Genomic DNA, 22,672 nt, shown 5'->3' with positions numbered 1-22,672 from the left:
GGCTCTCTTCACATTATTTTATTGTGAAAGGAGAACAGGCCAAGTTATGGAATCCTGTTCTCCTCTTGCAGATCTTAATATATTATTAACAGCAAGGAGCATATGGATAAGCAGGGTATCCGTATCCATATCCATAATATGGGGATGGATAACCATAACCGTATCCATATCCATATGGCGGATATAATGCGCTTCCTAAGAGCAGCCCGCCTAAAAAAGGGAACCCAAAGCCGAATCCAAATGGTCTTCCAAATCCAAATGGCCTTCCAAATCCAAACGGTCTTCCAAATCCTCCAAATCCAAACGGCCTTCCAAACCCTCCAAATCCAAATGGTCTTCCAAATCCTCCAAATCCAAATGGTCTTCTCAGGTCCTCACCTTGATCAAATGAGATAAATTCATTCACTTCATTCTGCATTTTATTTCCTCCCCTCGACATTTTCTGTATTAATGTATTCATAAACAAAAATTAAGCTTAGGCTGCAACCCATACCTAGACCCAAAATTGGTGTGCAAGAATGAAATGTTAATTAAAATTCTTATTTCTATTGGGTTTTTCACCACAAAAAAAGGCGATGCTCCAATTAGCATCACCATTATTTTAACCTTTAATTTTTAGGAGCCTTAAACTATTTAATGTGACCAGCAATGTTGCTCCCATATCCGCGAATATGGCAATCCATAAGGTCAGCCAGCCCGGAACAACCAGCAATAAGGCAAGCGCTTTGATTCCTAGTGAAAAAGTAATGTTCTGTTTGATGATCCTTAACGCTTTTTGGCTGAGTTTAATCGTATAAGGCAATTTGCTCAAATCATCTGACATTAGCGCAATATCTGCTGTTTCGAGTGCAGTATCGGTTCCGGCACCGCCCATGGCAATCCCAACAGACGCAGCAGCAAGTGCAGGCGCATCATTGACGCCATCACCGACCATTGCCACACTTTGATGCCCGGTGCTCAGTTCTTTAATAACAGCCAGTTTATCCTGCGGCAGCAGATCCGCTTTAATCTCGGAAACGCCGGCTTGCTTTCCGATCTCCAAAGCCGTTCTTTGATTGTCGCCTGTCAGCATAACCGTTCTGATTCCCATATCATTTAGTTTGCTGATGACCGAATTCGAATTTTCCCGTATTTCATCTGCAACAGCTATTAACAGCAGAATTTCGCTTGCTGTCCCCAGAATCATAACGGTTTTACCCTGGGTCTGAAGATCTGCTGTTTGCTTTTGGATAGTGCTTTCCATGCCGCTGTGAAGCTCTTCAAACAGATTGGGGCTTCCGGCATAATAGAGAACACCATTCACTGCGGCTTTTACTCCCTTTCCGGTAATAGAGGTGAATTCCTCTGTGTCCAGCCCTGTAAAATCAGCACCTATTTCTTCTGCTTTTTTCATGATTGCAGAAGCAAGGGGATGCTGTGACCCTTTCTCAATGGCAGCCGTGATTTGGAGAAGCTGTCTTTCATCACCATTAATAGTGATGATGTCTGTAACGGCAGGAACACCTTTTGTTAATGTGCCTGTTTTATCAAATGCAATCGATTTAAGCGCCCCTGTTTCCTCCAGGTGGATGCCGCCTTTAATCAGGACACCGTTTCTTGCCGCGTTTCCGATGGCCGTAACGACGGCTACGGGTGTAGACACGACTAGCGCACACGGACAGCCGACAACCAGTGCGGCTAGCCCCTGGTAAATCCATTCGTTCCATTCCCCGCCAAACACCGGAGGAACCACCGCTATTAAAAATGCTAAAACAATGATGGCAGGCGTATAATACCTGGCAAACTTATCGACAAACTGCTGGGAAGGCGCTTTTTCCGCCTGTGCTTCTTCCACTAAATGGATTATTTTGGCGATGGTGGTATCTTCAGCATGCTTCGTGACTTTTATTTCAAGCAATCCCTCTTCATTTAGTGTACCTGCAAAAACCTCATCACCTGCAGTCTTAACGGCAGGCACGCTTTCTCCGGTAATCGCTGCCTGGTTCAGGGAAGAGGTTCCTTTCACGACCACTCCATCCATGGCCAATTTTTCTCCCGGCTTCACAATCATGATGTCACCAATTTGAATATCATCTACATGAATCCGCATTTCTTCATTGTCCCGTTTGACCAATGCTTCTTTAGGGGCAATGTCAATCAGTGATTCAATGGACTGGCGCGCCTTTTCCATTGAGAAACGCTCAAGGGCTTCACTGATGGCGAAAAGGATGACAACCATCGCTCCTTCTCCCCACTCGCCAATAATCGCTGCTCCAATAATGGCGATCGTCATCAGGGTGCTCATGTCAAAATTCAATCTGGCCAGATTTTTGAAGCCTTTCAGGAATAAAGTATAACCGCCTATGATGATTGCTGCTGCATACCCTGTGATCGGGTATAGATGATCCTCTCCATACTGTTCGCTTAAAAACCAGCTCACAATAAGAATAAGCGCTGACAAATACACTTTATAGTTAGATTTCTGCTTCCAGAACGGCTCGCGCTCCACCGCTTTTTCATTCTCTGCACGCAGCTTCAGATTTTCGAAGGCTCCGGCTTTTTCTACCGCCTTCATTGAAGCTGTTCCTGTAACGGTTATTTTGGAAGCTCCAAAATTCACATTCGCATCTAAAACGCCATCCAGGCGTTTCACGTTCTCTTCGAACGTCTTGGCACAGCCTGCTCAAGAAAAGCCCTGAACACGGTAGGTTACCGTCTCTTTCTCCGCAATTCCAGCTTGTTCAGACATTGGCTTTCACCTCATTTCTGTGTTCAAGTACAATCATCATTAATTGCCTGATATGATCATCATCCAATGAATAAAAAGCCAATTTCCCTTCTTTCCGAAACTTAACAATTCCCTGCTTATGCAATGTCCGCAAATGGTGGGATGCCGTTGCAACTGATGCGCCAATGATATTGGCAATATCACAGACGCACAGCTCTTCATCCCGGGTTAGTGCATAAGAAATTTTCGCCCTGTTCTCATCAGCAAGAGCCTTAAATAATTGGGCAGCACCCGAAAGATCTTCCATCACCAGTTCCCCCTGAATGCGGTTCACTTTTTCTTCATCAAAGCAATAAATATCGCATGTATCTTTAGAGCCCATTTTTTTCTCTCCTCATTATTCAAACATTCATTTGAATAGATTATACCTCGTCTGTGACCTTATTCAAACAATTATTTGAATATTGTATGAAAAAAGGAACCGGATTGCTCCGATTCCTTTTATTTCTTTACTTCTTCTTTCAGTTTTATTAATAATTCATCCGAATTTTCCGCTGCTATCAGTTTTCCGTCCACTACAGCATAGGGAGATAGCATGCATTCTTTGCATTTGCTCTGGCATTCGTATTCTTTATAAATAATATTCTTCTGGCTCAGGAATCGATTAAATTCAGTTAAACTATCTTCTTTTAAAAATTCATCCAGATTCCGCTGGCAAAATTCAATTGAAGATGTTTTTTGCTTTGAGAATAGTTTGTTGATGAGTTTCACCTGATCAAACTTCCTTTTGATTTTACTTTTAAGGCTCTTTTCGTAAAAGTTGTTGTTTTTCACTTATTAATATTGTCCGTTGATTTCCCCTCCACGCTGCTTAGCGAACCGCGGGGGCACGGTGAGCCTCCTGGCTGCGTCTGCGGGGTCTCAACTGTCCCGCTGCTCCTGCTCGTTCTGCCGGATCCTGCCCGTTCTTCTCCAGAACCCGTATCCACCCACGAGATGGCTGCAGGCGGCTCCTTGAAAGACTGATGAGTTCTGAGGGGAGCACAGAATCCAAATGGAGGACAAACGCCTTTCATTCCTGGAAAGCACTTTGACGTCCCTGTCACTGGCATGCAGGATATTCCCCTTCCTGCCTATTTCGGGGACTTCATAATTATATCGAATCTGCTGCCCCTCTGTCGTCCCTATTGCTTCTTTTTCAACAATTTTAAATAAAGTCTCATAAGCAAACCGGCTATCGAATCTCTTCTTGAATCAAAGCATTCGCAATCGCAATCGGACTCACTTCATTTTTTAGCGCACCCGTAATCCAATCCTTCAGTTCGTCTAATATCTGCACAATCTTCGACATCATCTTCCCCCTGTGTGGCTCACTGAAAATACCCGCCGGCCGAAAAATAGAAATATATGTATTTTATTATACTATTATTATAGAAGGAACTGAATCAATTTAGATGGCAATTTAGATGGCAATTTAGATGGTTGAAATTTGGTATTAGCTTAGCATGGCGACCATTTTCTTGCCGCTGCTCTCTTTTTCGGCTTCATTACCGCCCCATAGCGACCGTTTTCCTGCAGCCTCGCATTATTAACCTCTATAACCTCCGCAACAAAAAAACAGGAAAGAGTATCACACTCTATCCCGCACTAGCCAATCATAATTTTCTCTTCTGCATATTTGTATTTAGCCTTTCCTTTTCTTCGGGCAAGTGCAAAAGCGATTGTGATCGGCCCTACTCTGCCTGCAAACATCATAAAGGCAATTATCACTTTTCCTGTTTCACTTAATTCAGGTGTCAGCCCCATCGACATGCCTACCGTGCCAAAAGCGGAAATTACTTCAAATAAAAGGACGTTTAAAGGAGCATTTTCAGTTATGGATAAAATAAATAAGATAAAGAAAATAAATCCTATTGAATAGACGGTTATTGTAAAGGCTCTGACAATAAGATCCTTCGGAATACGCCTCCCCATCAGGCTCACTTCATCTTCTTCCTTTATCAGCGCCCGGACTGCAAGAAATATCAAGACAAATGTAGTGACTTTAATGCCGCCTGCAGTACCGCCAGATCCACCTCCAATGAACATGAGCAGCATTGTTACCAGCTGTGAACCCAGTGTTAATTCACCAGTATTCAAAGAATTAAAGCCAGCCGTTCTCGGTACTACACCATGAAAGTATGCTCCCAGCAGTTTATCTTTTAAAGGCAAATTGGCAAGGGTCCCGGGGTTATCAAATTCCAGCGCAAAGATAAACACTGTCCCCAGAAAATTAAGAACCAGAGTCATCATAAGGACCAATTTTGTGTGCAAAGAGAGTCTCTTCAAGCTCCTGTTTCTTTTCACATCAAGTACAACAAAATAGCCAATTCCCCCGATTATCAGCAGAGTGCTGAGCGTCATAATGACCGTAAAATCGCCGGCATATTCAGTCACACTCCTGAATTGGCCCATTATATCGAACCCGGCATTATTAAAGGCAGAGACCGAATGGAAAATGCCATAATACAACGAACGGGGAAAGCCAAAATCGGACGACCATCGAATGGCCAATATCAATGCACCGATAGTTTCAGCAATTAAAGTAAAGCCGACAACGAATTTAACCAGCCTGACCATCCCTTCAATCGAAAGCTGATTTAAAGATTCCTGGATCATCAGCCTTCCTTTCAACCCAATGTTCTTTCCAAGCATGATAGCAATGAGGACTCCAAAAGTCATAAATCCAAGGCCGCCAATCTGTATGAGTACCATCAGTACAATTTGGCCAAAAACAGTAAATGTTGTTTGGGTATCCACTACCACCAGACCTGTTACACAAACAGCAGAAGTCGCCTCAAAAAGGGCATCGATAAACGACAAATGATGTCTGTCTTTCGTAGCAAAAGGCAGCATCAGCAGCAGTGTGCCTATACCAATTAATATTAAGAAACCGACCGAAAGCATTTGTGCAGGATTCATTTTTATCCACTTATAGGATCGTCCCATTCTCCTCATTCTTTTATGCTCCTTATACATCTAAGGTTAACCCCTTATATTGGTCTGGCTTATACTCCATGCCTCTCAAACCTGCCAATCCCTTTATTGTGTCCCATTATAATCAGGACGTCTCCCTTTAAAATGACCTCTTCAGCGGGCGGAGTAACGATTATTTCCTTCCCGCGCTGAATCCCCACGATATTACAGCCATACTTAGCCCGTATATTCAATTCAGATAGAGATTTGTTGGCAATTTTATTTGTCGCCACAATCTCCACCATACTATAATCTTCAGACAGCTCAATATAATCAATCATCTTTTCTGAAACAATATGGTGGGCAATCCGCTTTGCCATATCCCGCTCCGGATGAATCACACGATCAACACCAATTTTTTCGAGCACTCTGGCATGATACTCATTATGCGCCTTCGCCCACACCTTTGGGATTCCCAATTCTTTTAACAGCAATGATGTCAATATGCTGGACTCAATGTTTTCACCAAATGAAACAAATGCATGATCAATATTTTTGATTCCCGTCTGTTTAATGGCACCTTCATCAATACCATTGATTTGAACGGCATATGTCACAAACTGGGCGTAATGATTCACTTTCTCCTGATCCACATCAATCGCGAGAACTTCCACACCCAATTCATGAAATTCCTTTACAAGACTGCCGCCAAAGCGGCCTAAGCCAAATACAGCATACTGTTTTTTCATTGAAGAAATTCCCTTCTTTTTAAAAATGAACACAAAAAAACCACTCTTAATAAAGAATGGCCAATGGTTTCCATTAACCCTTCTCTCGATTTAGCTTACGGAGTTAGCTGTCGGATTAGGGATTGAGAGTATCCCTTCTTAGCCTTAATATGCTAAGATTCACCCCAAGATAAACAAGGTTTATCAAAGTTGGTTCCCCCGCTCAAATGATTCAGCAAAAAGGTTTACTATGAAATTAATAAATATAAATTACTCCCATGTTCATCTCTTGTCAATCTTTTTTTCATAAAGCTTTGTTTAAAGGGATATTAATTTTTTGAACATAAGATAAAGACCTCTTCATAAGGTCCTTTTGGTCATTCCTAGTTGAATTAACGCACCTGTTACTTGAATAAGAAGACAGGCTAGCCAAAACCATCCTATACTCAATTTACACACCCTCATTTAACAAGCCTTTGTTCTAACTCAGCCTTTTGGCGCAAGTGATGACGAAAATGCATACCAACTAAATCATACCATTCCCTTGCATTCAGCCATCCGAACCCTCCATGCTCTACTTTATAATTTGGATTTATATTATCCACTTTCGATTCCCATTGACTTAGCCTTAGTATTACTTGATCCATTCTGCTGATAAGATCATCCTTGCTATCTGAATTATTAGGTGGAGCATTTAGTTCAACCGGTAATTTTATTTTTATTGGAGGAAACCCTCCTATCTTAAATAAATGCACACCAAACTCAGTTTTCCCAAGGGGCTGTTCATCATATAATTCGGAACATTTTTCCACATTATCCAGGTACTCATGAGCAACAAGGATTAAATGGTCATACATTTGCCCAATTGACCAGACCGTTTCTTCAGATTTATAACTTAGCTGTTCTAAAGAGTATTTTTGAAGCTCGTTTTTGTAAGTCTTTATTAGTTTAAGTTCGCTCAATTTAATTTCTCCCTTATATTAAAATTAACTCACTTTATATGTAAGTAATTATTCAATTTTCTATTACAAATACCTTCTTCAAGAATCCTGCCCTGTTTGTCAATAAGAAAAATCATCTTTATCTTTTATCATGGCCTTTCACAAAAAAAGAGGCGGCTCCTAGGACCGCCTCCCTAACTGATTATATTCCCTCTTTCAAAGTGATTCATATCCGTTAATTCGAGCATATACTCATAGTTGTCAACCCTCTTTTGAAGAGTTTCCTTTTCACTCTCTGATGCAGCCTGATCGTGCATCTTCAGCTCCAGTTCATGTTTTGCAGCTTCCAGCTTCTTCTTTATTTCTAAATAGTTCATTTTCAGCACCCCTTTTTTAAAATTGAAAGGAGGAATGAAAACGCTTTCCCCTTTATTTAATTATAACCGCTTAACACCCTTTTTCATTTCAGAATATATTGATAATTTGTGAAATATAAAAGTAATACAGTTAGCAGGTCAGATAACGTGGAGAAATAATAGAATTAACATTCGAAATCGAGCATGAAATCGCAAAAGTTGTATACTCGATTTTTTTTTGAGAAACAGCAAGAAACAGGTAACTTATATTAAAATATAAAGAGAAGCAGAAGAAGGCGTCATAGAAAGGGGGAGAAGTATGAATATACAAGAAATAATACATGAACTAATGGACAATAACATTCTACATTCAAAGCCAGCTTATCATGAACAATTAAATGGTGGTACGGTAAGTGAATTGTACCTTCTGCATTTTGAGGATAGAAAGTATGTCATTAAGAAAAATGAACCGCAAATTATTAAATCGGAGGCGAATTTCCTTAATGATTACAAGATGACTGATTTATTGCCAAAACTTTTATTCGTTGAACCATTATACGAGTACATCTTTTATACCTTCATTGAAGGCAATGCCAATTATGGTAGAAAAAACAAAAAAGAAACCCTCAAAACGCTGGTGCAAGGGCTTTTAAATCATTACAGACCCGTTGACAGCAGTAAAGGCTGGGGCTGGGCGGATCAGCCATCAGAGTCTTGGCAGAGTTTTATATTTGATAACATCAATGAAGCAAACAAAATCCTCCATTCACGATTAGATAATAGTCATTATAATCTCGTACTGGACCTTGCTGAAAAAAACAGCAAAGGCAAAGAGTCATTTTTACTGCACGGGGATTGCGGAATACATAATTTCATTTTTCGTAATGGACAATTAAGTGGTGTAATTGACCCGACGCCTGTTATTGGCGAACCTTTATATGATTTAATTTATGCCTTTTGTTCATCCCCAGAGGAACTAACGAAAGAAACCCTCCTTAGTGCAGCAGCCTTTTTGAAATCTAAAACGGTAATAAATCCTTCTGTTTTATATGAAGAGGCACTAGTTGGTTTATATCTTAGAATGGCAACTTGTATAAAACATCATCCAAGTGAATTTCAGGGATACCTTGAAGCCTGGTATTACTGGAAGGAAATCGTTAAAAACGAGTAATTATTATGCATTAATTGGGTACTTTATCGGAATAGGTCACATACAAAAAATAAAGCTCAGAGTCATATGCTCTGAGCTTTTTGTGTGTAATTTATCTGTGAATAAAAAATGTTATTTTAACTGAATTGTTTGCTAAAACGGATAGTACCTTATTCCCAAATCGCAGATGCCCACTCAGGATGATCTATAAATGGATTGCGGTTATGCTGGTAATCAGTGTAGATGATTTCGTTTCTTCTCCGTTCTTTATCATCGACCGGATCTTCCTTATGCCATTCGAGCAGGATAGACATTCTGCCATGATAAGGAGCAGAACCGTTATTGACTGCATTGTTTAGCTCCAGATCCACTTCTCCGCTGTCTCCTTCATAGCGGACAGCCATATAAAACAGCATACGGGCTACATCACCTTTTACAGCATCCCTTGGTTCCCAGGAATCTGAGTCATAGTAATTTCCAAGTGCTTCAGAATGCTGGGATCCCCCATTATCAAAGTCGAGGTTTCCTCGTGAACTATTTACAGAAGCATCTGTTGGCCGCAAATGATGCAGGTCAGTTCCCGCACCCATCGCTGTGCCAAAGTCTCCGTGCGATTTAGCCCACACATGCTCCCTATTCCAATCATTGACCCCGGATCCATTGGTGAATTTGCCCTGAGAACGGCCGGTATATAAGAGAATCACGTTATTGGGATTAGCCGGGTCTTCGTCAGTTTCACGAAGCGCTTCCCATACATTGGAGTAGGAAACTCCAGTGTGGTCATCGATGATGTTATGAAGAGCTGATTTTAAAGCCTCACCTGTTTTACCATTTGCAGCATCATAATACCCGTCAGGTCCGGGTTCCGGGTCAGTTGCTCCGCCGCCATCCTGCTCAAAAGCAGTACCGTCCTTAAGCCCCGGATGAGAAAAATAGGCAGTCAGCGTTCCCGTTACTTTCATTTTCTTTCCCATCAGAGATGGATTCGATTTCAAACCAAAAGCTGAGCGAAAGGAGGATGGGATTTGAACATAAATCATCTTAGCCAAGCTGGTCTCTGTTGGACTATCCGCCAGTGCCAAAGCATAATCATTTGGAAACCTGCTGGTGATAACCGTATTGGTTGCAGTCGGCTGTCCAACCACATAGCCTTGAACAGTTTTGGATGCGTTATTTTGAGCATTGATTCCCTGAGAAACCGAATAAGGTGATGACCAGGACCCATCTCCAGCAGCTGCCTTTGTTATTGAATCTTGGATGGGCTGCATTACAATGAGAATGGCAGCAAATAGAATCAGCGATAACAGCAGACTTTTTCTCTTACGATTCAGCATTCATTCGCCTCCATAATGTTTTGAAAGGACTTCGAATAATCAGAAAAGTCACAATCAACTCTCAGTATAAATGAACACCTTTGACCATAGCATGAGGTATTGGTCCCAAAACTCTGCTGTTTTACAATACTTAACAATTTTTTAAAGTGCTTACTTTTTTAATATGCTCAAATACTCAATCCAGGGACCAACATCTGTCTTGTACCTATTCGCCAATACTCTTGAAATCTGTGAAATATGCGTAAGATCATGCACTGTCCAAGTGGAAATCAATTCCCTGACTCTTATTGGACCAAATGCCGGATGAAGGCCTTTCTTTTCGAAATGATTTTCCAGGTCAGGCATACTCCTCAGTGTGGCCAAATTTTTCATTCTAAGGGTCTTAAAGATTTCAAGCTTTTTTTCAAAAGGCAGATCCCCTGACAAACTTAAATGAGCAAAACGGTCAATTGGAGGAAATGGCTTGCTTTCCCCTTTCTGCAAAATAAAGGTCAGTCGCGGAATCCAATTTTTCTCTTCGCCATCAATCAAATGATCAACCACTTCGGCTGCATTCCACGTCCCTTCACCTTCATTGCCATTCAGCCATTCTGAAGATAAACCTCTTAGTAATGCATCCAGCGTATCAGGTGTACGTTCAAGAATCTCAATAGCTTCTCTTAATTTAAAATTCCTATTGCCGTTCCTTTCCACCTTCACGGCTTTCCATAATAATTTCTCAAAAGCAGTAATTGTCAGTGAATCGTTTATTTTGATTTTTTCAACCTCTTTGAATCCATTTTTCACATAAAATGCGACAGCTGGAGTATTCTTGGAGCCGGTTGTGACAACCATCTTTTCAATCATCGGTCTCAGTTCAATGAAGTTCAGCAGCTTTTGTGCAATTCCCTTCCTGAAATGTTCAGGATGCACAATCAGTCTATGAATATCTAAAACATCATTCTTCTCTTTAAAGGAAATCACACCGCATAATTTTTCACCAATAAAGTACCCAAAGAAGGTCTCTCCGGTTATTCGCAAAGCGTCTGCAGAATCCTTCAAAGGAGGTAAATCAGGATAACCAATGATTTCAGCCTCAATTTTATACGCAGGAAGCTGTACGCTTAAAACCTGCTTTGCCGCTTTTCGGTCTTTAATATTGATTTCCTTAATCATGATCGTCCCTCTTTTTATATTAGTTTAAAAAATATTTCTCTATCAAAAATATATTCCCTCTTTTTTTAGACGAATATAGGCATTCCAATATAAAATGTTAGCTAAAGGGGTGAATTGGTATGAATCTAAACTATGAAGTGATAACAGAAGACGAAATCAGCCTATGCCGGAATTTATGCAATGAGCTGATGGCTTTTCAGAAATCAAAGTCACATATAACACCTGAGCGTTTTGACAGCATGAATTTTGAAACAAGAATGGTTCCATCCGTAAAATCTGCTATACATAATTATATTGTAATTGTTAAGGACGATAAAGAAGTCGTGGGCTATGTCTATTCCAATGTTTCTCCTAAGGAAGCCTACTCCAATGATTTCGCCACTTTTTTTGATTTATCCTCAGTGGAGAAAGACAATGTTGGCTGCTTATCACAATTTTTTATTAAAGATGGCTACCGGCAATACGGAATTGGGTCAGTGCTTTTTAACATGTCGATGGAGTGGTTAAGTCAATTTAAAGATGTAGAAGATTATTTTATTTATGTGTCAAATGGGAATACAGAGGCCCTTGAATTTTATGCAGGTAAAGGATTTACTGAGAGTCACGAAATTCTGGACGGTTTTATTACAGTTTTGCGAAAATAGGATTGTTTTCCCATAATGCTTATATCTATTTTCTTTTAAAATATAGTGGACATTGCTATAAATCTTGTTATAATTCAAAAAGAAATTACTTTGAAAAGGGTGCATTATGGGAAGTACATGCAGATATGTTGTGAGTGCCACTGGGAAAAATGGGGAGACTTATTATACGCAATGCAAGGATAAAGAAGAGTTAAAAAAGTGGCTGGCCGAACATGAAAACAAGCTGAATAAGAAGGAACTGAAAGTCAAGGACAAAAATAGACATCCTATTTTCAACTGGCTTAATTTCTAATACCCTAATATTATTAAGAGAATAATATATTATTGAAAATAACAGATAATTAAAAGGATGTTTACAAATTTCATACTATTTTGTTATTATATTAAAAAAACATAAATAATTTTCGCTTAATCTTAATTGAGCGGGGGAACCAATTGTACTTTTTCTAAAAAAGTACCTGGGGTGAATCCTTTTACAGGTAGGGTACTCTCAAGACCCGAACCCGACAGCTAACCTCGTAAGCGTGTTGAGAGGGAAACACTGCATATATGCACAGTGGTTTTTACCTCTGTGTTTTTTTGTTGCCTTTTTTAAGTTAGGTTTATGTTTTTTGGGGGTAATATAGGGAAGGATATTATTTTTTGTGTCTATATTTTACATTTTTTTACTTTATTCATTGGAGGAACGCGTATGAAATTATCTACTAAAATTATTATTGCCCTGATAGCAGGGGGAATAACAGGTCTTCTGATTAATTTATTTGCTCCTGGGATATTCCCTGAGCTTGACAAGTTGGTGTTTACACCGCTTGGAAAAATCTTTTTAAACCTGATTAACATGCTGGTTGTCCCGATCGTATTCTTTTCCATCACTCTTGGTACAGCCGGGCTTGGTGATCCAAAGAAATTAGGAAGAATCGGCGTAAAAACGATATCCTACTTTTTAGTTACTACAAGTATAGCGATTATTATCGGACTAGCTTTGGCATATGTCTTCCAGCCAGGAAATGTTGGGGAATTTGACGTAACAAACGTGGAGTATGAATCAGAAGAAGCTCCGCCTGTCTCAGACACCCTGTTAAATATTATTCCGACCAATCCGGTAAAAGCCTTTACGGAAGGAAACATGCTTCAGATTATTACTTTTTCCATTTTTGTTGGATTTGCCTTAACGATGCTTGGAAATAAAACAAAAGGAATTTTAAACCTGATTGAACAGGGCAATGACATAATGATGTATCTTGTTAATCTGGTTATGAAATTTGCACCTTATGGAACGTTCGGACTTATTGTTTCTGCTGTTGGAAGCCAGGGGCTTGATGCCATTAAGGCAATGGGACTATATATGATTGTGGTGGTTCTTGCCCTTCTTGTCCATGCCGTTATTACCTATGGCGGTTCAATCGCACTCATTGCAAAAAGAAATCCATTATCCTTCTTTAAGGGATTTGCCCCAGCAATGGGTGTTGCGTTCAGTACATCAAGCAGTAATGCAACATTGCCGATTTCCATGAGTACTGCCCAAAAGAATCTGAAAGTTCCTGAATCAATCAGCAGCTTTGTTCAGCCGCTGGGTGCAACGATCAACATGGATGGAACAGCCATCATGCAGGGTGTTGCCACTATATTTATCGCACAGGTATTCAATGTGGACTTATCACTTACCCAGCTTATCACGGTTGTTCTTACCGCGGTTCTTGCCAGCGTTGGTACAGCAGGAGTTCCGGGTGTCGGCCTAATCATGCTGGCGATGGTTCTTAACTCAGTTAACCTGCCGGTTGAAGGTATTGCATTAATCATTGGTATTGACCGTCTGCTTGATATGACGAGAACAGCTGTCAATATTACAGGCGATGCTGCTTGTGCAGTTATTGTCGCGGAAACAGAAGCAAAAAAAGAGGCTGTTAAAGCCTGATCACAAAATAACACCGGTTATCCGGTGTTATTTTTTTTGGAGCTCTTCCTCCCCTCCTTCATTCAATTTCATTGCTTTTCTATGATAGTTTAGTATAATTAGATTCATAACCATCACGTAACAGTTTGGAGGGAACCTCATGGGGCTGAGAAGTTAAGAATTGGAGAATTGGCTGAAAAAGCAAAGGTTACGAAGAGAACGATTGATTACTATACTTCCCTTGGTCTTTTAGAAGCAGAACGTTCACCTTCAAATTATCGCTATTATGACTATTCCTCCATCGAACGTATTGCTTTTATCGAGAAATGTAAAGCGGATGGTTTGTCACTGGAGGAAATCAAGAAAAAAGTCATCAGTCAATTTTCTGAAGAGGTTGATGTTCTAGAGCTAAGGCTAAAAATTCAGGATCTCGAGGAGGATGTGACAAAGGCGCTTTCTCAGCTAAAAAAATCGGATCCCGAAAAATATGAATACGTCAAAAAGAATATTTCACATGAAAGCTTATCATTAATTCAGTCACTGCTTTTATTGCTGAACTGATATCGTTTTTTTTGAATTTTGGAGCATTATGGATATCTGTTTGGGCACAATTTAAGTAGTGAACTTATTAAGTATCATTACCATTTTTAGGAGGTGTATGTCTTACTTTTTAGTAAGACTGCTTGTTGACAACCATAAATTTATTACTGATTGCATTATTAATAGCATTAACCGCATTCTTCGTAGCAACTGAGTTTGCGATAGTAAAGGTGCGTGTTTCCCGAATTGATCAGCTGATTGCTGAAGGGAATAAAAGGGCTATAGCGGCAAAGAGAGTCGTCACTCACCTGGATGAATATTTATCGGCCTGCCAATTAGGGATTACTATCACCGCATTAGGTCTCGGTTGGCTTGGTGAGCCAACGGTTGAAAAGTTACTGCATCCGTTATTTGAGAGGTTTGAAATAGCAGAGTCCCTTACCCATATTTTATCATTTGGTATTGCCTTTGCTTTAGTCACCTTCCTGCATGTCGTTGTAGGAGAGCTTGCACCTAAAACCGTTGCCATTCAAAAAGCGGAAGCAGTTACAATGGCGTTCGCAGCACCGATTATCTGGTTCTACCGAGTGATGTTCCCATTCATTTGGTTCTTAAATGGATCAGCCCGGGTACTTGTTGGCCTATTTGGTTTAAAGCCGGCTTCTGAGCATGAAATGGCCCATTCTGAAGAAGAACTGCGAATTCTTTTATCCGAAAGTTATAAGAGCGGTGAGATCAATAAGAATGAATTAAAGTACGTGAACAATATCTTTGAATTTGATGAAAGAATTGCAAAAGAAATCATGGTGCCGCGTACAGAGATGATTACGATCGCTTCAGATAATACACTGGCAGAAATTATGCAAACCATCCAAACAGAAAATTACACGCGATACCCTGTTGAAGATGGGGATAAGGACAATATCCGCGGGTTTATTAACGTAAAAGAATTTCTGACAGCCAGTCTTACAGATAGGATTACCCCGGAGAATCTTGATCTTGACTCCTTTATTAACCCGGTCATCCATGTCATTGAAAGCATTCCAATTCATGACCTGCTTGTGAAAATGCAAAAAGAACGCATCCATATTGCCATTTTAATGGATGAATATGGCGGAACTTCCGGATTGGTGACCGTTGAAGACATTCTTGAAGAAATAGTCGGTGAGATCCGTGATGAATTTGATGAAGATGAAGTTCCTGAGATACGAAAGCTAAACGATAACCATTATATCCTTGATTCCAAGCTTCTTATTGAAGATGTCAATAATCTGCTTGACACGGATTTTGAGCATGAAGACGTAGATACTATTGGCGGCTGGTTCCTTACACAGCATATGGAAGCAGAGATAGGAACAGAGATTGAAGCGGATGGATTTACTTTTAAAGTCCACGAAAAAGATGGACACCAGCTTCATTATCTGGAGGTTTTCAAAAGCAAGCCCCAGTTAGCCTAAGAAAAAACGGCGGCTCCGAATACGGCAGCCGCCATTTTTTGTGTCTATATAAATACTTGATTGTTTTCTTATTACCCGTTAGACTGACTTATGTACTTGAAGAATTACCTTTTATAAATTAACAGGATGTGTGGCTATGTCAGAAATTGTTATCAGCTTAATTGAATTTTTAAAACAGTTCTCTTACTTTGGAATATTGCTTGCACTTTGCTTTGAATTTGTCCCCGCAGAAGTGGTTCTTCCTTTGGCCGGCTTTTGGGTCTACCAGGGTGACTATAATTATTATCTGGTTGTATTAGCAGGCACTGTGGGAGGAACGATCGGGCCGCTGACATTATATGCGCTGGGCCGATATGGCGGCCGTCCCATGGTTTTAAAATACGGAAAATACTTCTTAGTTTCACAAAAACAGATTGATGCGTCGGACAAGTTCTTTGAAAAATACGGTTCAGGGGTCGCTTTCTTTGCCCGCTTTTTGCCGGTTGTCCGTACAGCGATATCGATTCCATGCGGAATGGCCAAAATGAATGTGTGGAAGTTCTCGATCTATACATTCCTGGCAATGCTTCCGATTACCGCATTTTATGTTTATCTGGGGTTTAAACTTGGCCCTCATTATAAAGAAGCAGAGGAAATCTTCAACAGTTATGCCCTTCCTCTAGTCCTGATTATCCTTGCGGGACTCATTATTTTCTTTACGTACAAATTCATCAGCAAGCGCAAGAGCGAAAGTATCTAAATCGAAAACGGCACTGGATGATCAGTGCCGTTTTTTCTATACAAAAAACTTTGAAGCCCAGGCAATATAATAGGCTCCGGGTATAAACATGATCTGTGCAAGGACGGTGCCGATCAATCTGGAGGTAACCATCATAATCGAAATCCCTTTCAAGTTCGTATATTTGGCTTTTCCATGCACCACATTATCTGACATGACAGAAATTTTCGGGTCGACAAAAATGGATAGAAGGATTGTTGCTACACCGTTTATGAGACCTGATGCCATAATAGCTGTTCTTGAGCTATCGTGAGTAAGCAGCGAAGCATATAGAGCTGACAGCACTCCAATTGTATAGATGGCGGTTACAAACATATTGAATAGAAATAGCCGTTTTGGTATTTCACTGAGTTTATGTCCATTTAAATAGGAAATTCTCGGAAACTTAAAATGTTTGATTGCTTTCTTTGCCGATTTCCAGCTAAACCCGACCTTTAGCAGCGAAGGTACTGAACCTTCTGCATCGGCGAGACGGATAATGGCTCTTGAGAAAATCGCTATAAATGTCGGCAGCAGCAGAATTCCAATGATGGTCCCTATTGTGGATGCCCCAATTAACACCCTGAATTGATTTTCAACATAACCGAGAAAGTTTTGTTCTGGAGCAGTATCAATAATACTCCCAAGCAGCGGCTGCTGACCCATGTTCGCCATTCGAGAAACAATGACAATGGTACTGAACAAAGAAAGCCCTGATGCGATCAGCTTAACCCTGGCACCCGATAATCGGACAGCATAGGCCAGTGTTTCTATACTATGTATAAGAATGATGAATAAGGAAGTAAACAGGATTTTCCCAGTAATTAGATCCAAAAGGAACACTTCTTTCATTTTTTCCTGATTATACCATTATGTTGGGAATGATTGAAGTGCGATGAAAAGATAAATACAGTTTCAAAAATACCTATATACCATATCCACATTTCCCTTTCTCCCGCTCTTACAATCCTATCACCAGCATCAACATGTCTAAAAGAAAAGAAGTAAACGGAATCCAATCAAAGTTTTAGACGAATAACCTATAAAGGGAAATTAAAATAATGCCTGCCAGATCGTTATGCTTTGTTTACTCAATGTCTCTGATTTTAGATGGATACAATGCCTATTTGCCGTCATTATGTTGGTCGAGCATTTCCTTAAGAAATTGATCTGATTTCCCTTTAGGAATACTGAGGCTTTCCCACTCATCACTTTTTATTAGCTTGCCGATATAAACAATCTGTCCAACATGGTAAGAATAATGTGCCATCTGCCTTTCTATTGCATCTATAACTAGATGGCTCTCGCCTCGAATAGTGATATTTTTAAGGAGATCCTGCTCTTTTAAACTTTCTAACGCGGAAAACAGCACCTTCCACCCTTTTTCCCAAACCAAAATTAGTTCATCTTTTGAAGCAGAAGCTGTTAAAAATTCCTCATCCCTGTTCCGATAAGGCTTTTCTCCATCTGAGATCAAAAAATCTGTCCACCGTGAAACCATATTGCCGTTCATATGCCTGATAATTACTGCTGCACTGTTGGACTCTTCGTTGAAAGCCCAATTCAACTCCTCCCCGGAAAGCCGCTGAATGGTTATATCCGCCAATTCCTTCACAGCCTGGAATCTTTTCTTTACAATCGTTAGATATGTTGCACTTAAGCTCATAGGATGACCTCCTTTTTATCTTCAGTAAGATTGTGACTCATTAAGTACCTAATGGGAAAAATAAGATGCAGTCAGATGAATCCCTTTTCGGAGCAGAAGCAGACTCAGGATTAACCACCAATTCCCTTTATCACTCGCCTTTTCGCCATTGTTCTTCTCGACTAAGTCCATACTAGGTTAGCAGTTTCTGGATTTCACCATCAATATAATCTCTTAAGTCATAAAGCTTAGTAAAATCTATGTCAGTAGGATCATTTGCATCTGAACTATATTTTCCCACTATCTTTTGAATAGCAGGTATAAACTCATCTGGCATTGACTCCAGTGCCCACTCCCCGGCTTCATACTTGGATGATATAAAATCTTCCTTGAGATACCAATATACCCTAATCATATTTAAGACACTATAAACAGGATCCTCTTTAAGATTTTCAAGGCAATCACGGTAATCCCCCAGGATAGAAGACAGGTAGTCCTCTCTCGGCACATTAGGAAAGGTTGCTTTTATGGATTCTCCAGCAACACAGATACCTTGATGATTAACGATCGTAATATGAGCAGCCAAATCAGGATCATATCCTGAAACGCTATGCGGATCCACTTCTTCTTCAAGTCTCTCCCGCCAAAATTCACTATAGTGAAAATCAAATGGACATGGATGCTGCCAATTGCTGAGATCTCTTTCATTCAAAAAGCTGACTGCAATGGGGAATGGTGCATTTGAGCACTTTAAGAATAACTTTGCCATCTTACTTTTAATTTCAGAAGACAAGGAATGATACGTTACAATTAAAATATCAACATCACTTTTGTCCGGGTTAAATCCGCCCATCGCCAATGAGCCATGCAAATATAAACCCTTAAAATTATCCTTTAATAGCATCTTTGCTTCTTCTACTAAATGATTAACAATTTCCATTACATCAGGCTTACTCATGCTAAAAGCTCCCCGCTTTTTTTCAAGTTATCATAATACAAATTCGTGCAGCCCTCATTTATTTTGTTCATAAACACGCAATAGTTCTTCCACACGAATACCATTGATCTTCATTCCACTAATGCTGCTTTCGGAAATTTCAACATTTTTCATACAGCTGTTAGTTATTTTACTTCCTTCAAGGTTACATCCATTAAATGAAATGGGATCCTCTCCACCTCGAAGATTTGTCTCAGCAAATTGCACTCCGCTTAATGTAACATGCATGAACCTGCTTTGGGATAGATTTAAGTCGGCAAAAAGTGTTTTTTGGAAATTAATATTTCGAAACTTTGAATGACTTAAATTACAATTGCTGAAATGTGCTTTACTCAGACTGCTGTTACTGAACGAACTTTCCGACATATTCACTTTGTAAACTTCAGTGTTTCCCATATCGCAGTTCTCAAATTGAGAATCTGTAATATCCTTTTTGGAAGGTCCGGTTCTTTTCTCATAACAATACTCTTCATCCGTTTTAAAAGATAATTGATAGTCCATTTTTTCATAGAAGTGATGATTATTGATTTGTCTGGCCGATGTTTCGAGCTCCCATGCCTTCACATAGGGGTAATGATTTTCTATAAACGTAATGGCAGCTGAACCAATTCCGCACCCCTGTAAATCAGGCCGGATAAAAATCCGATCAATTCTTCCATATGATTTTCCGGAAAGCGTAACAATAATTCCGCCTGCTATTGAATTTTTATAAATCACTTTATAATAATCCAGTTCCTGAATCATATATTTCGTCATTTGCAGTGAATCGTATCCCGGCGGCTGAATATTAAAATCTGCTATATTTTGTTCATCATCTGTAAGCCATTTTTGAGCTTCCTCATCAAATGCAGCTTTCATGATGTCTGTTAATTGCACTGCATCTTGCATCATTGCTTTTTCAATCATTATTTCCATTTTAACGTTCTCCTTTACCATGACAGAAAACAAGGCAGGCACCTTAAACCGTCTCCATTATCGCTTTTTCTGTATTAGTCCAATTCCCAGCCCAACCGGATCCGCCAAATAGGCAAGATAAAAGTCATCAAATTCCATTTTAGCTCTTACAACCATTGCTCCATTCTCTGTTGCTAGTGATATGGTTTCATCAATCGATTCTACTTCAATCTGAATCCTGGTTCCATGCGGGTAATCAATTGGTCCTTTACTGATTCCCCCAATAATTGCTTTATTTTGAACTCCTTCAGTATGGACGGGCCGATAGCCCCACTTCGGCTCTTCTATCTCCCAGCTAAAAACTTTGGAATAAAACTCAGCTGCTTTTTCCGGATCCTGGGAGTTTAATTCGAACCCAACTACTTTTGCCATTGTTATCTCCTGCTTTCATCTATTTAATATGTATTTTTAAAATAACCATTTCGATTGATAGAAGCCACTTATTCAGCAAAAATCAAAACAAGCTGCTTTAAACCACACTACCAATCAGGATAAGGCCACCAATACTATATCGTGTATGTTCCATATCCTCACCCTAATTTCCTCCCATCAAAATTCTCCAGCCTCTTAAAATCCTTGCTCAAACAAGCCTGTTTCAAGCGCTTAGTCTGTTTAAGACTGTTAATGTCAGAGCGATTATCATAGGAAAGCTGAATATGAAAATAGTTGATATACTCCAGAATGGCAAAGATATAGATAAAGCCGGCAATCACAAGCCCCAGCGGAACTGCCGGATGCCATATCATGCAGTCTGCCACGAATGCACCTGGAATCACGGTGATCATGCCCAGATTCCATTTCTTAGAAACCCATAGCCGCTGTACAAGCCTGATCGGGGCAACTGACGTATTTTCTCTTTTTAATCGCTTCCATTTTACAAACCAATAAATGGAGCCCTGAAGCAATATGAACTCCAGCAGCAGAAATGATGACCAGAAAGAAAACAGTGAATATAAATGGAGATCCGGATATGTATAGTTCACCAGGTAACTGATGAATACAAACATGATAAGGCTCATTGATTCTCCGGTAAAAAGATATGAAAGTCTCTTCAGCACTCTATTTCTCAATCTGAAATTCCCCTTTTCCGAGTAAGAACTATCCCTAATGTATTACGAATATTCTCAAAAATAGTTTCAAAAAAATTAGTCCTTTCCTTAAAACCGAATGAAAGTGAAAATATCGGTAAAATTAAAAAAAATACATATTATGGGGTGAAATAATGAGAAACCCATTCGAGGCCATTAACGAAACCATTAAGAATTTTGCTGATAACGAACCAAAGCCGCCGCTGCATGTGGGGGAGGTTATGGATTTATGGACTCTGTATACAGCATTCCATGAAGCCCACTCCCTTTACTATATTGCCTTAAATATGACCACAGATCCTGAACTATTGCATACTATACGCTCCTCCATTGAAGGAAGCAGGGCAGACACAAAAATGATTGAAGATTTTCTGCTTAAAGAAGGGGTGCCGCTCCCTTTAACTAATGCCGAAAAACCACTTTCCAACCCGGATTCTGTTCCTGAAGGTGTAAAGTTAACGGAAGATGAAATAGCTAATTTAATATCTGTAAAACTCGCAGCAAGCATAACCTTTTGTGCACAGGCTATGAGTAAAACAGTCAGAACAGATGTGGGGTTAATGTTTTTTTCCTTACAGGTGCACTTAATGGAAATAGCATCACCCCTTAAGAATTTAATGAAGGAAAGAGGCTGGCTGAGAATACCGCCAAGCTATATGCCGCCTGGCACTCCTGAAAGAAATTAATACCCGCTCTGATAGACTGCTGCCTCTGATTATCGGAGCAGGAGTCTTTTATTCATTTTTGCCGATACACGGACTGGCACAGAATATTTCCCTCCGCGTATTGCTATAGTGGTGATGTACATGAAAATACTAAGTACGATAAGAAGAATGATAAAAGAAGAGGCCAGGAAATTCTTCGATAACAGAATGGAAAGGAATAAAGAAAGGCTGTGAGCTTCCGACAATAGCAGGAAGCTCTAATTTGACCTGATAAAATGCAAATGCCAGCGGACAAATAAAAAAGCAGCAAAATAGTAGAAGGCAGATTACCACCATTTCCAGGTGTTCAGCTTAACCGTAAGCATTTAGAAAAGCACCGAAAAAACGACCCAGGCTGCTGTATAAAAGAAAAAAGAACGCCTGCTTTCCGGTATGAAATTCAGAAAGATAATCCCAAATGATGCCCCAAGAGTTAATTCAATGATATGAACCCCCAGCTGCACTCCCCCGCCGTTTAACTCATACAGCCGAAAATATAAACTTAGCATTACGTCTGTACTTAAGTAAATACGCAATGACAGCCCAGCTTACGTATATTTCTTTATTCGTTAAATGCTTTGGCATAAACCAGATTACAATGAGATTAATGGCCAATGAAAGATATGGAACCCAATACATACAATGAACCGCCTTTTATAATTTCAA

At 39.9% G+C, this 22,672-nt stretch carries 25 protein-coding genes, 1 pseudogene and 2 riboswitches; of the genes and pseudogenes, 8 read left to right on the top strand and 18 right to left on the bottom strand.

The window, feature by feature from the left end; genetic code table 11:
• Window positions 1-85 precede the first annotated feature (85 nt).
• The 8 genes from NYE23_RS05370 to NYE23_RS05335 all read right to left on the bottom strand — a co-directional run bounded on the left by NYE23_RS05370 (window position 86) and on the right by NYE23_RS05335 (window position 7,708).
• On the bottom strand, window positions 86-418 hold the full coding sequence (locus tag NYE23_RS05370; RefSeq protein ID WP_341076028.1) for a hypothetical protein: 333 nt from the start codon (window positions 416-418) through the stop codon (window positions 86-88).
• A gap of 183 nt (window positions 419-601) precedes the next feature.
• Window positions 602-2,728: a heavy metal translocating P-type ATPase gene (locus NYE23_RS05365; protein WP_341076025.1), complete on the bottom strand. Its 2,127-nt coding sequence runs from the start codon at window positions 2,726-2,728 to the stop codon at window positions 602-604.
• Entirely contained in the window at window positions 2,721-3,089 is a 369-nt protein-coding gene (locus NYE23_RS05360) for an ArsR/SmtB family transcription factor (protein WP_341076024.1), read from the bottom strand. Before NYE23_RS05360 ends, NYE23_RS05365 begins: the two co-directional genes overlap by 8 nt.
• A 119-nt stretch (window positions 3,090-3,208) precedes the next feature.
• Window positions 3,209-3,478, bottom strand: a complete 270-nt coding sequence (locus tag NYE23_RS05355) for a DUF1450 domain-containing protein (RefSeq protein ID WP_341076022.1) — start codon at window positions 3,476-3,478, stop codon at window positions 3,209-3,211.
• 876 nt (window positions 3,479-4,354) lie between these two features.
• On the bottom strand, window positions 4,355-5,704 hold the full coding sequence (locus NYE23_RS05350; RefSeq protein WP_341076020.1) for a TrkH family potassium uptake protein: 1,350 nt from the start codon (window positions 5,702-5,704) through the stop codon (window positions 4,355-4,357).
• A gap of 50 nt (window positions 5,705-5,754) precedes the next feature.
• Complete coding sequence (locus tag NYE23_RS05345; protein WP_341076017.1) at window positions 5,755-6,411, bottom strand: potassium channel family protein; 657 nt, start codon at window positions 6,409-6,411, stop codon at window positions 5,755-5,757.
• A gap of 77 nt (window positions 6,412-6,488) precedes the next feature.
• Window positions 6,489-6,638: riboswitch (cyclic di-AMP (ydaO/yuaA leader) on the bottom strand.
• 213 nt (window positions 6,639-6,851) lie between these two features.
• Window positions 6,852-7,352: a DinB family protein gene (locus NYE23_RS05340; RefSeq protein WP_341076015.1), complete on the bottom strand. Its 501-nt coding sequence runs from the start codon at window positions 7,350-7,352 to the stop codon at window positions 6,852-6,854.
• Between the two features lie 173 nt (window positions 7,353-7,525).
• Entirely contained in the window at window positions 7,526-7,708 is a 183-nt protein-coding gene (locus tag NYE23_RS05335; protein ID WP_341076013.1) for a DUF3896 family protein, read from the bottom strand.
• Window positions 7,709-8,006: 298 nt separating this feature from the next.
• Here NYE23_RS05335 and NYE23_RS05330 point away from each other — a divergent pair, with 298 nt between their 5' ends.
• Window positions 8,007-8,858 (top strand): phosphotransferase, encoded by an 852-nt coding sequence (locus NYE23_RS05330; RefSeq protein ID WP_341076012.1) that lies wholly within the window; start codon window positions 8,007-8,009, stop codon window positions 8,856-8,858.
• Window positions 8,859-9,007: 149 nt separating this feature from the next.
• Here the strand turns inward: NYE23_RS05330 and NYE23_RS05325 are convergent, their stop codons facing one another.
• The 3 genes and pseudogenes from NYE23_RS05325 to NYE23_RS05315 all read right to left on the bottom strand — a co-directional run.
• Window positions 9,008-10,171 (bottom strand): endonuclease, encoded by a 1,164-nt coding sequence (locus NYE23_RS05325; protein ID WP_341076011.1) that lies wholly within the window; start codon window positions 10,169-10,171, stop codon window positions 9,008-9,010.
• Window positions 10,172-10,321: 150 nt separating this feature from the next.
• Window positions 10,322-10,864, bottom strand: a complete 543-nt coding sequence (locus tag NYE23_RS05320) for a DinB family protein (protein ID WP_341080606.1) — start codon at window positions 10,862-10,864, stop codon at window positions 10,322-10,324.
• A gap of 33 nt (window positions 10,865-10,897) precedes the next feature.
• Window positions 10,898-11,326 (bottom strand): annotated as a pseudogene (locus tag NYE23_RS05315) (GNAT family N-acetyltransferase); the annotation flags it as partial.
• 119 nt (window positions 11,327-11,445) lie between these two features.
• Between NYE23_RS05315 and NYE23_RS05310 the strand changes: the two are divergent.
• The 6 genes from NYE23_RS05310 to NYE23_RS05285 all read left to right on the top strand — a co-directional run bounded on the left by NYE23_RS05310 (window position 11,446) and on the right by NYE23_RS05285 (window position 16,600).
• Window positions 11,446-11,970 carry a GNAT family N-acetyltransferase gene (locus NYE23_RS05310; protein WP_341076010.1) on the top strand — a complete coding sequence of 175 codons (525 nt, stop codon included), beginning with the start codon at window positions 11,446-11,448 and terminating at the stop codon, window positions 11,968-11,970.
• 106 nt (window positions 11,971-12,076) lie between these two features.
• The gene (locus tag NYE23_RS05305; protein ID WP_341076009.1) at window positions 12,077-12,262 is read left to right on the top strand and encodes a hypothetical protein; all 186 of its coding nucleotides are present in this window, start codon (window positions 12,077-12,079) and stop codon (window positions 12,260-12,262) included.
• 103 nt (window positions 12,263-12,365) lie between these two features.
• A riboswitch (cyclic di-AMP (ydaO/yuaA leader) is annotated at window positions 12,366-12,511 on the top strand.
• 150 nt (window positions 12,512-12,661) lie between these two features.
• Window positions 12,662-13,885: a dicarboxylate/amino acid:cation symporter gene (locus NYE23_RS05300; RefSeq protein WP_341076007.1), complete on the top strand. Its 1,224-nt coding sequence runs from the start codon at window positions 12,662-12,664 to the stop codon at window positions 13,883-13,885.
• 168 nt (window positions 13,886-14,053) lie between these two features.
• A complete protein-coding gene (locus NYE23_RS05295; protein ID WP_341076006.1) occupies window positions 14,054-14,425 on the top strand; it encodes a MerR family transcriptional regulator in 372 nt (123 codons plus the stop codon).
• 125 nt (window positions 14,426-14,550) lie between these two features.
• A complete protein-coding gene (locus NYE23_RS05290; RefSeq protein WP_341076004.1) occupies window positions 14,551-15,861 on the top strand; it encodes a hemolysin family protein in 1,311 nt (436 codons plus the stop codon).
• A gap of 136 nt (window positions 15,862-15,997) precedes the next feature.
• On the top strand, window positions 15,998-16,600 hold the full coding sequence (locus tag NYE23_RS05285; protein WP_341076002.1) for a DedA family protein: 603 nt from the start codon (window positions 15,998-16,000) through the stop codon (window positions 16,598-16,600).
• A gap of 36 nt (window positions 16,601-16,636) precedes the next feature.
• Here NYE23_RS05285 and NYE23_RS05280 read toward each other — a convergent pair whose 3' ends face one another.
• The 6 genes from NYE23_RS05280 to NYE23_RS05255 all read right to left on the bottom strand — a co-directional run bounded on the left by NYE23_RS05280 (window position 16,637) and on the right by NYE23_RS05255 (window position 21,284).
• Complete coding sequence (locus NYE23_RS05280; protein ID WP_341076001.1) at window positions 16,637-17,452, bottom strand: lipid II flippase Amj family protein; 816 nt, start codon at window positions 17,450-17,452, stop codon at window positions 16,637-16,639.
• Between the two features lie 289 nt (window positions 17,453-17,741).
• Window positions 17,742-18,284, bottom strand: a complete 543-nt coding sequence (locus NYE23_RS05275) for a DUF1572 family protein (RefSeq protein ID WP_341075999.1) — start codon at window positions 18,282-18,284, stop codon at window positions 17,742-17,744.
• A 172-nt stretch (window positions 18,285-18,456) separates the two neighbouring features.
• Window positions 18,457-19,221, bottom strand: coding sequence for an aminoglycoside adenylyltransferase domain-containing protein (locus NYE23_RS05270; RefSeq protein WP_341075997.1), 765 nt, complete (start codon window positions 19,219-19,221; stop codon window positions 18,457-18,459).
• A 54-nt stretch (window positions 19,222-19,275) separates the two neighbouring features.
• Window positions 19,276-20,175 carry a GNAT family N-acetyltransferase gene (locus NYE23_RS05265; protein WP_341075996.1) on the bottom strand — a complete coding sequence of 300 codons (900 nt, stop codon included), beginning with the start codon at window positions 20,173-20,175 and terminating at the stop codon, window positions 19,276-19,278.
• Window positions 20,176-20,232: 57 nt separating this feature from the next.
• Window positions 20,233-20,586: a VOC family protein gene (locus tag NYE23_RS05260; protein ID WP_341075994.1), complete on the bottom strand. Its 354-nt coding sequence runs from the start codon at window positions 20,584-20,586 to the stop codon at window positions 20,233-20,235.
• 158 nt (window positions 20,587-20,744) lie between these two features.
• Window positions 20,745-21,284 (bottom strand): general stress protein, encoded by a 540-nt coding sequence (locus tag NYE23_RS05255; RefSeq protein ID WP_341075992.1) that lies wholly within the window; start codon window positions 21,282-21,284, stop codon window positions 20,745-20,747.
• 152 nt (window positions 21,285-21,436) lie between these two features.
• Here NYE23_RS05255 and NYE23_RS05250 point away from each other — a divergent pair, with 152 nt between their 5' ends.
• Complete coding sequence (locus tag NYE23_RS05250; protein WP_341075990.1) at window positions 21,437-21,988, top strand: DUF3231 family protein; 552 nt, start codon at window positions 21,437-21,439, stop codon at window positions 21,986-21,988.
• A gap of 498 nt (window positions 21,989-22,486) precedes the next feature.
• Here NYE23_RS05250 and NYE23_RS05245 read toward each other — a convergent pair whose 3' ends face one another.
• The gene (locus tag NYE23_RS05245; protein ID WP_341075986.1) at window positions 22,487-22,645 is read right to left on the bottom strand and encodes a hypothetical protein; all 159 of its coding nucleotides are present in this window, start codon (window positions 22,643-22,645) and stop codon (window positions 22,487-22,489) included.
• Window positions 22,646-22,672: the final 27 nt, after the last annotated feature.

This window comes from Cytobacillus sp. FSL H8-0458 (genome assembly GCF_038002165.1).
Lineage (GTDB): Bacteria > Bacillota > Bacilli > Bacillales > Cytobacillaceae > Cytobacillus.
Note: the sequence above shows the minus strand (reverse complement) of the source record. Positions and strands in the feature narration are given on the sequence as shown.

What these genes read in the sequence shown, in the direction of transcription:
- NYE23_RS05330 (WP_341076012.1), top strand. Translation starts at nt 8,007, where the DNA reads ATGAATATACAAGAAATAATACATGAACTAATGGACAATAACATTCTA.
- NYE23_RS05250 (WP_341075990.1), top strand. Translation starts at nt 21,437, where the DNA reads ATGAGAAACCCATTCGAGGCCATTAACGAAACCATTAAGAATTTTGCT.
- NYE23_RS05275 (WP_341075999.1), bottom strand. Translation starts at nt 18,284, where the DNA reads ATGAGCTTAAGTGCAACATATCTAACGATTGTAAAGAAAAGATTCCAG.
- NYE23_RS05305 (WP_341076009.1), top strand. Translation starts at nt 12,077, where the DNA reads ATGGGAAGTACATGCAGATATGTTGTGAGTGCCACTGGGAAAAATGGG.
- NYE23_RS05270 (WP_341075997.1), bottom strand. Translation starts at nt 19,221, where the DNA reads ATGAGTAAGCCTGATGTAATGGAAATTGTTAATCATTTAGTAGAAGAA.
- NYE23_RS05350 (WP_341076020.1), bottom strand. Translation starts at nt 5,704, where the DNA reads ATGAGGAGAATGGGACGATCCTATAAGTGGATAAAAATGAATCCTGCA.
- NYE23_RS05325 (WP_341076011.1), bottom strand. Translation starts at nt 10,171, where the DNA reads ATGCTGAATCGTAAGAGAAAAAGTCTGCTGTTATCGCTGATTCTATTT.
- NYE23_RS05360 (WP_341076024.1), bottom strand. Translation starts at nt 3,089, where the DNA reads ATGGGCTCTAAAGATACATGCGATATTTATTGCTTTGATGAAGAAAAA.
- NYE23_RS05245 (WP_341075986.1), bottom strand. Translation starts at nt 22,645, where the DNA reads ATGTATTGGGTTCCATATCTTTCATTGGCCATTAATCTCATTGTAATC.
- NYE23_RS05300 (WP_341076007.1), top strand. Translation starts at nt 12,662, where the DNA reads ATGAAATTATCTACTAAAATTATTATTGCCCTGATAGCAGGGGGAATA.
- NYE23_RS05285 (WP_341076002.1), top strand. Translation starts at nt 15,998, where the DNA reads ATGTCAGAAATTGTTATCAGCTTAATTGAATTTTTAAAACAGTTCTCT.
- NYE23_RS05260 (WP_341075994.1), bottom strand. Translation starts at nt 20,586, where the DNA reads ATGGCAAAAGTAGTTGGGTTCGAATTAAACTCCCAGGATCCGGAAAAA.
- NYE23_RS05265 (WP_341075996.1), bottom strand. Translation starts at nt 20,175, where the DNA reads ATGGAAATAATGATTGAAAAAGCAATGATGCAAGATGCAGTGCAATTA.
- NYE23_RS05370 (WP_341076028.1), bottom strand. Translation starts at nt 418, where the DNA reads ATGCAGAATGAAGTGAATGAATTTATCTCATTTGATCAAGGTGAGGAC.
- NYE23_RS05335 (WP_341076013.1), bottom strand. Translation starts at nt 7,708, where the DNA reads ATGAACTATTTAGAAATAAAGAAGAAGCTGGAAGCTGCAAAACATGAA.
- NYE23_RS05345 (WP_341076017.1), bottom strand. Translation starts at nt 6,411, where the DNA reads ATGAAAAAACAGTATGCTGTATTTGGCTTAGGCCGCTTTGGCGGCAGT.
- NYE23_RS05310 (WP_341076010.1), top strand. Translation starts at nt 11,446, where the DNA reads ATGAATCTAAACTATGAAGTGATAACAGAAGACGAAATCAGCCTATGC.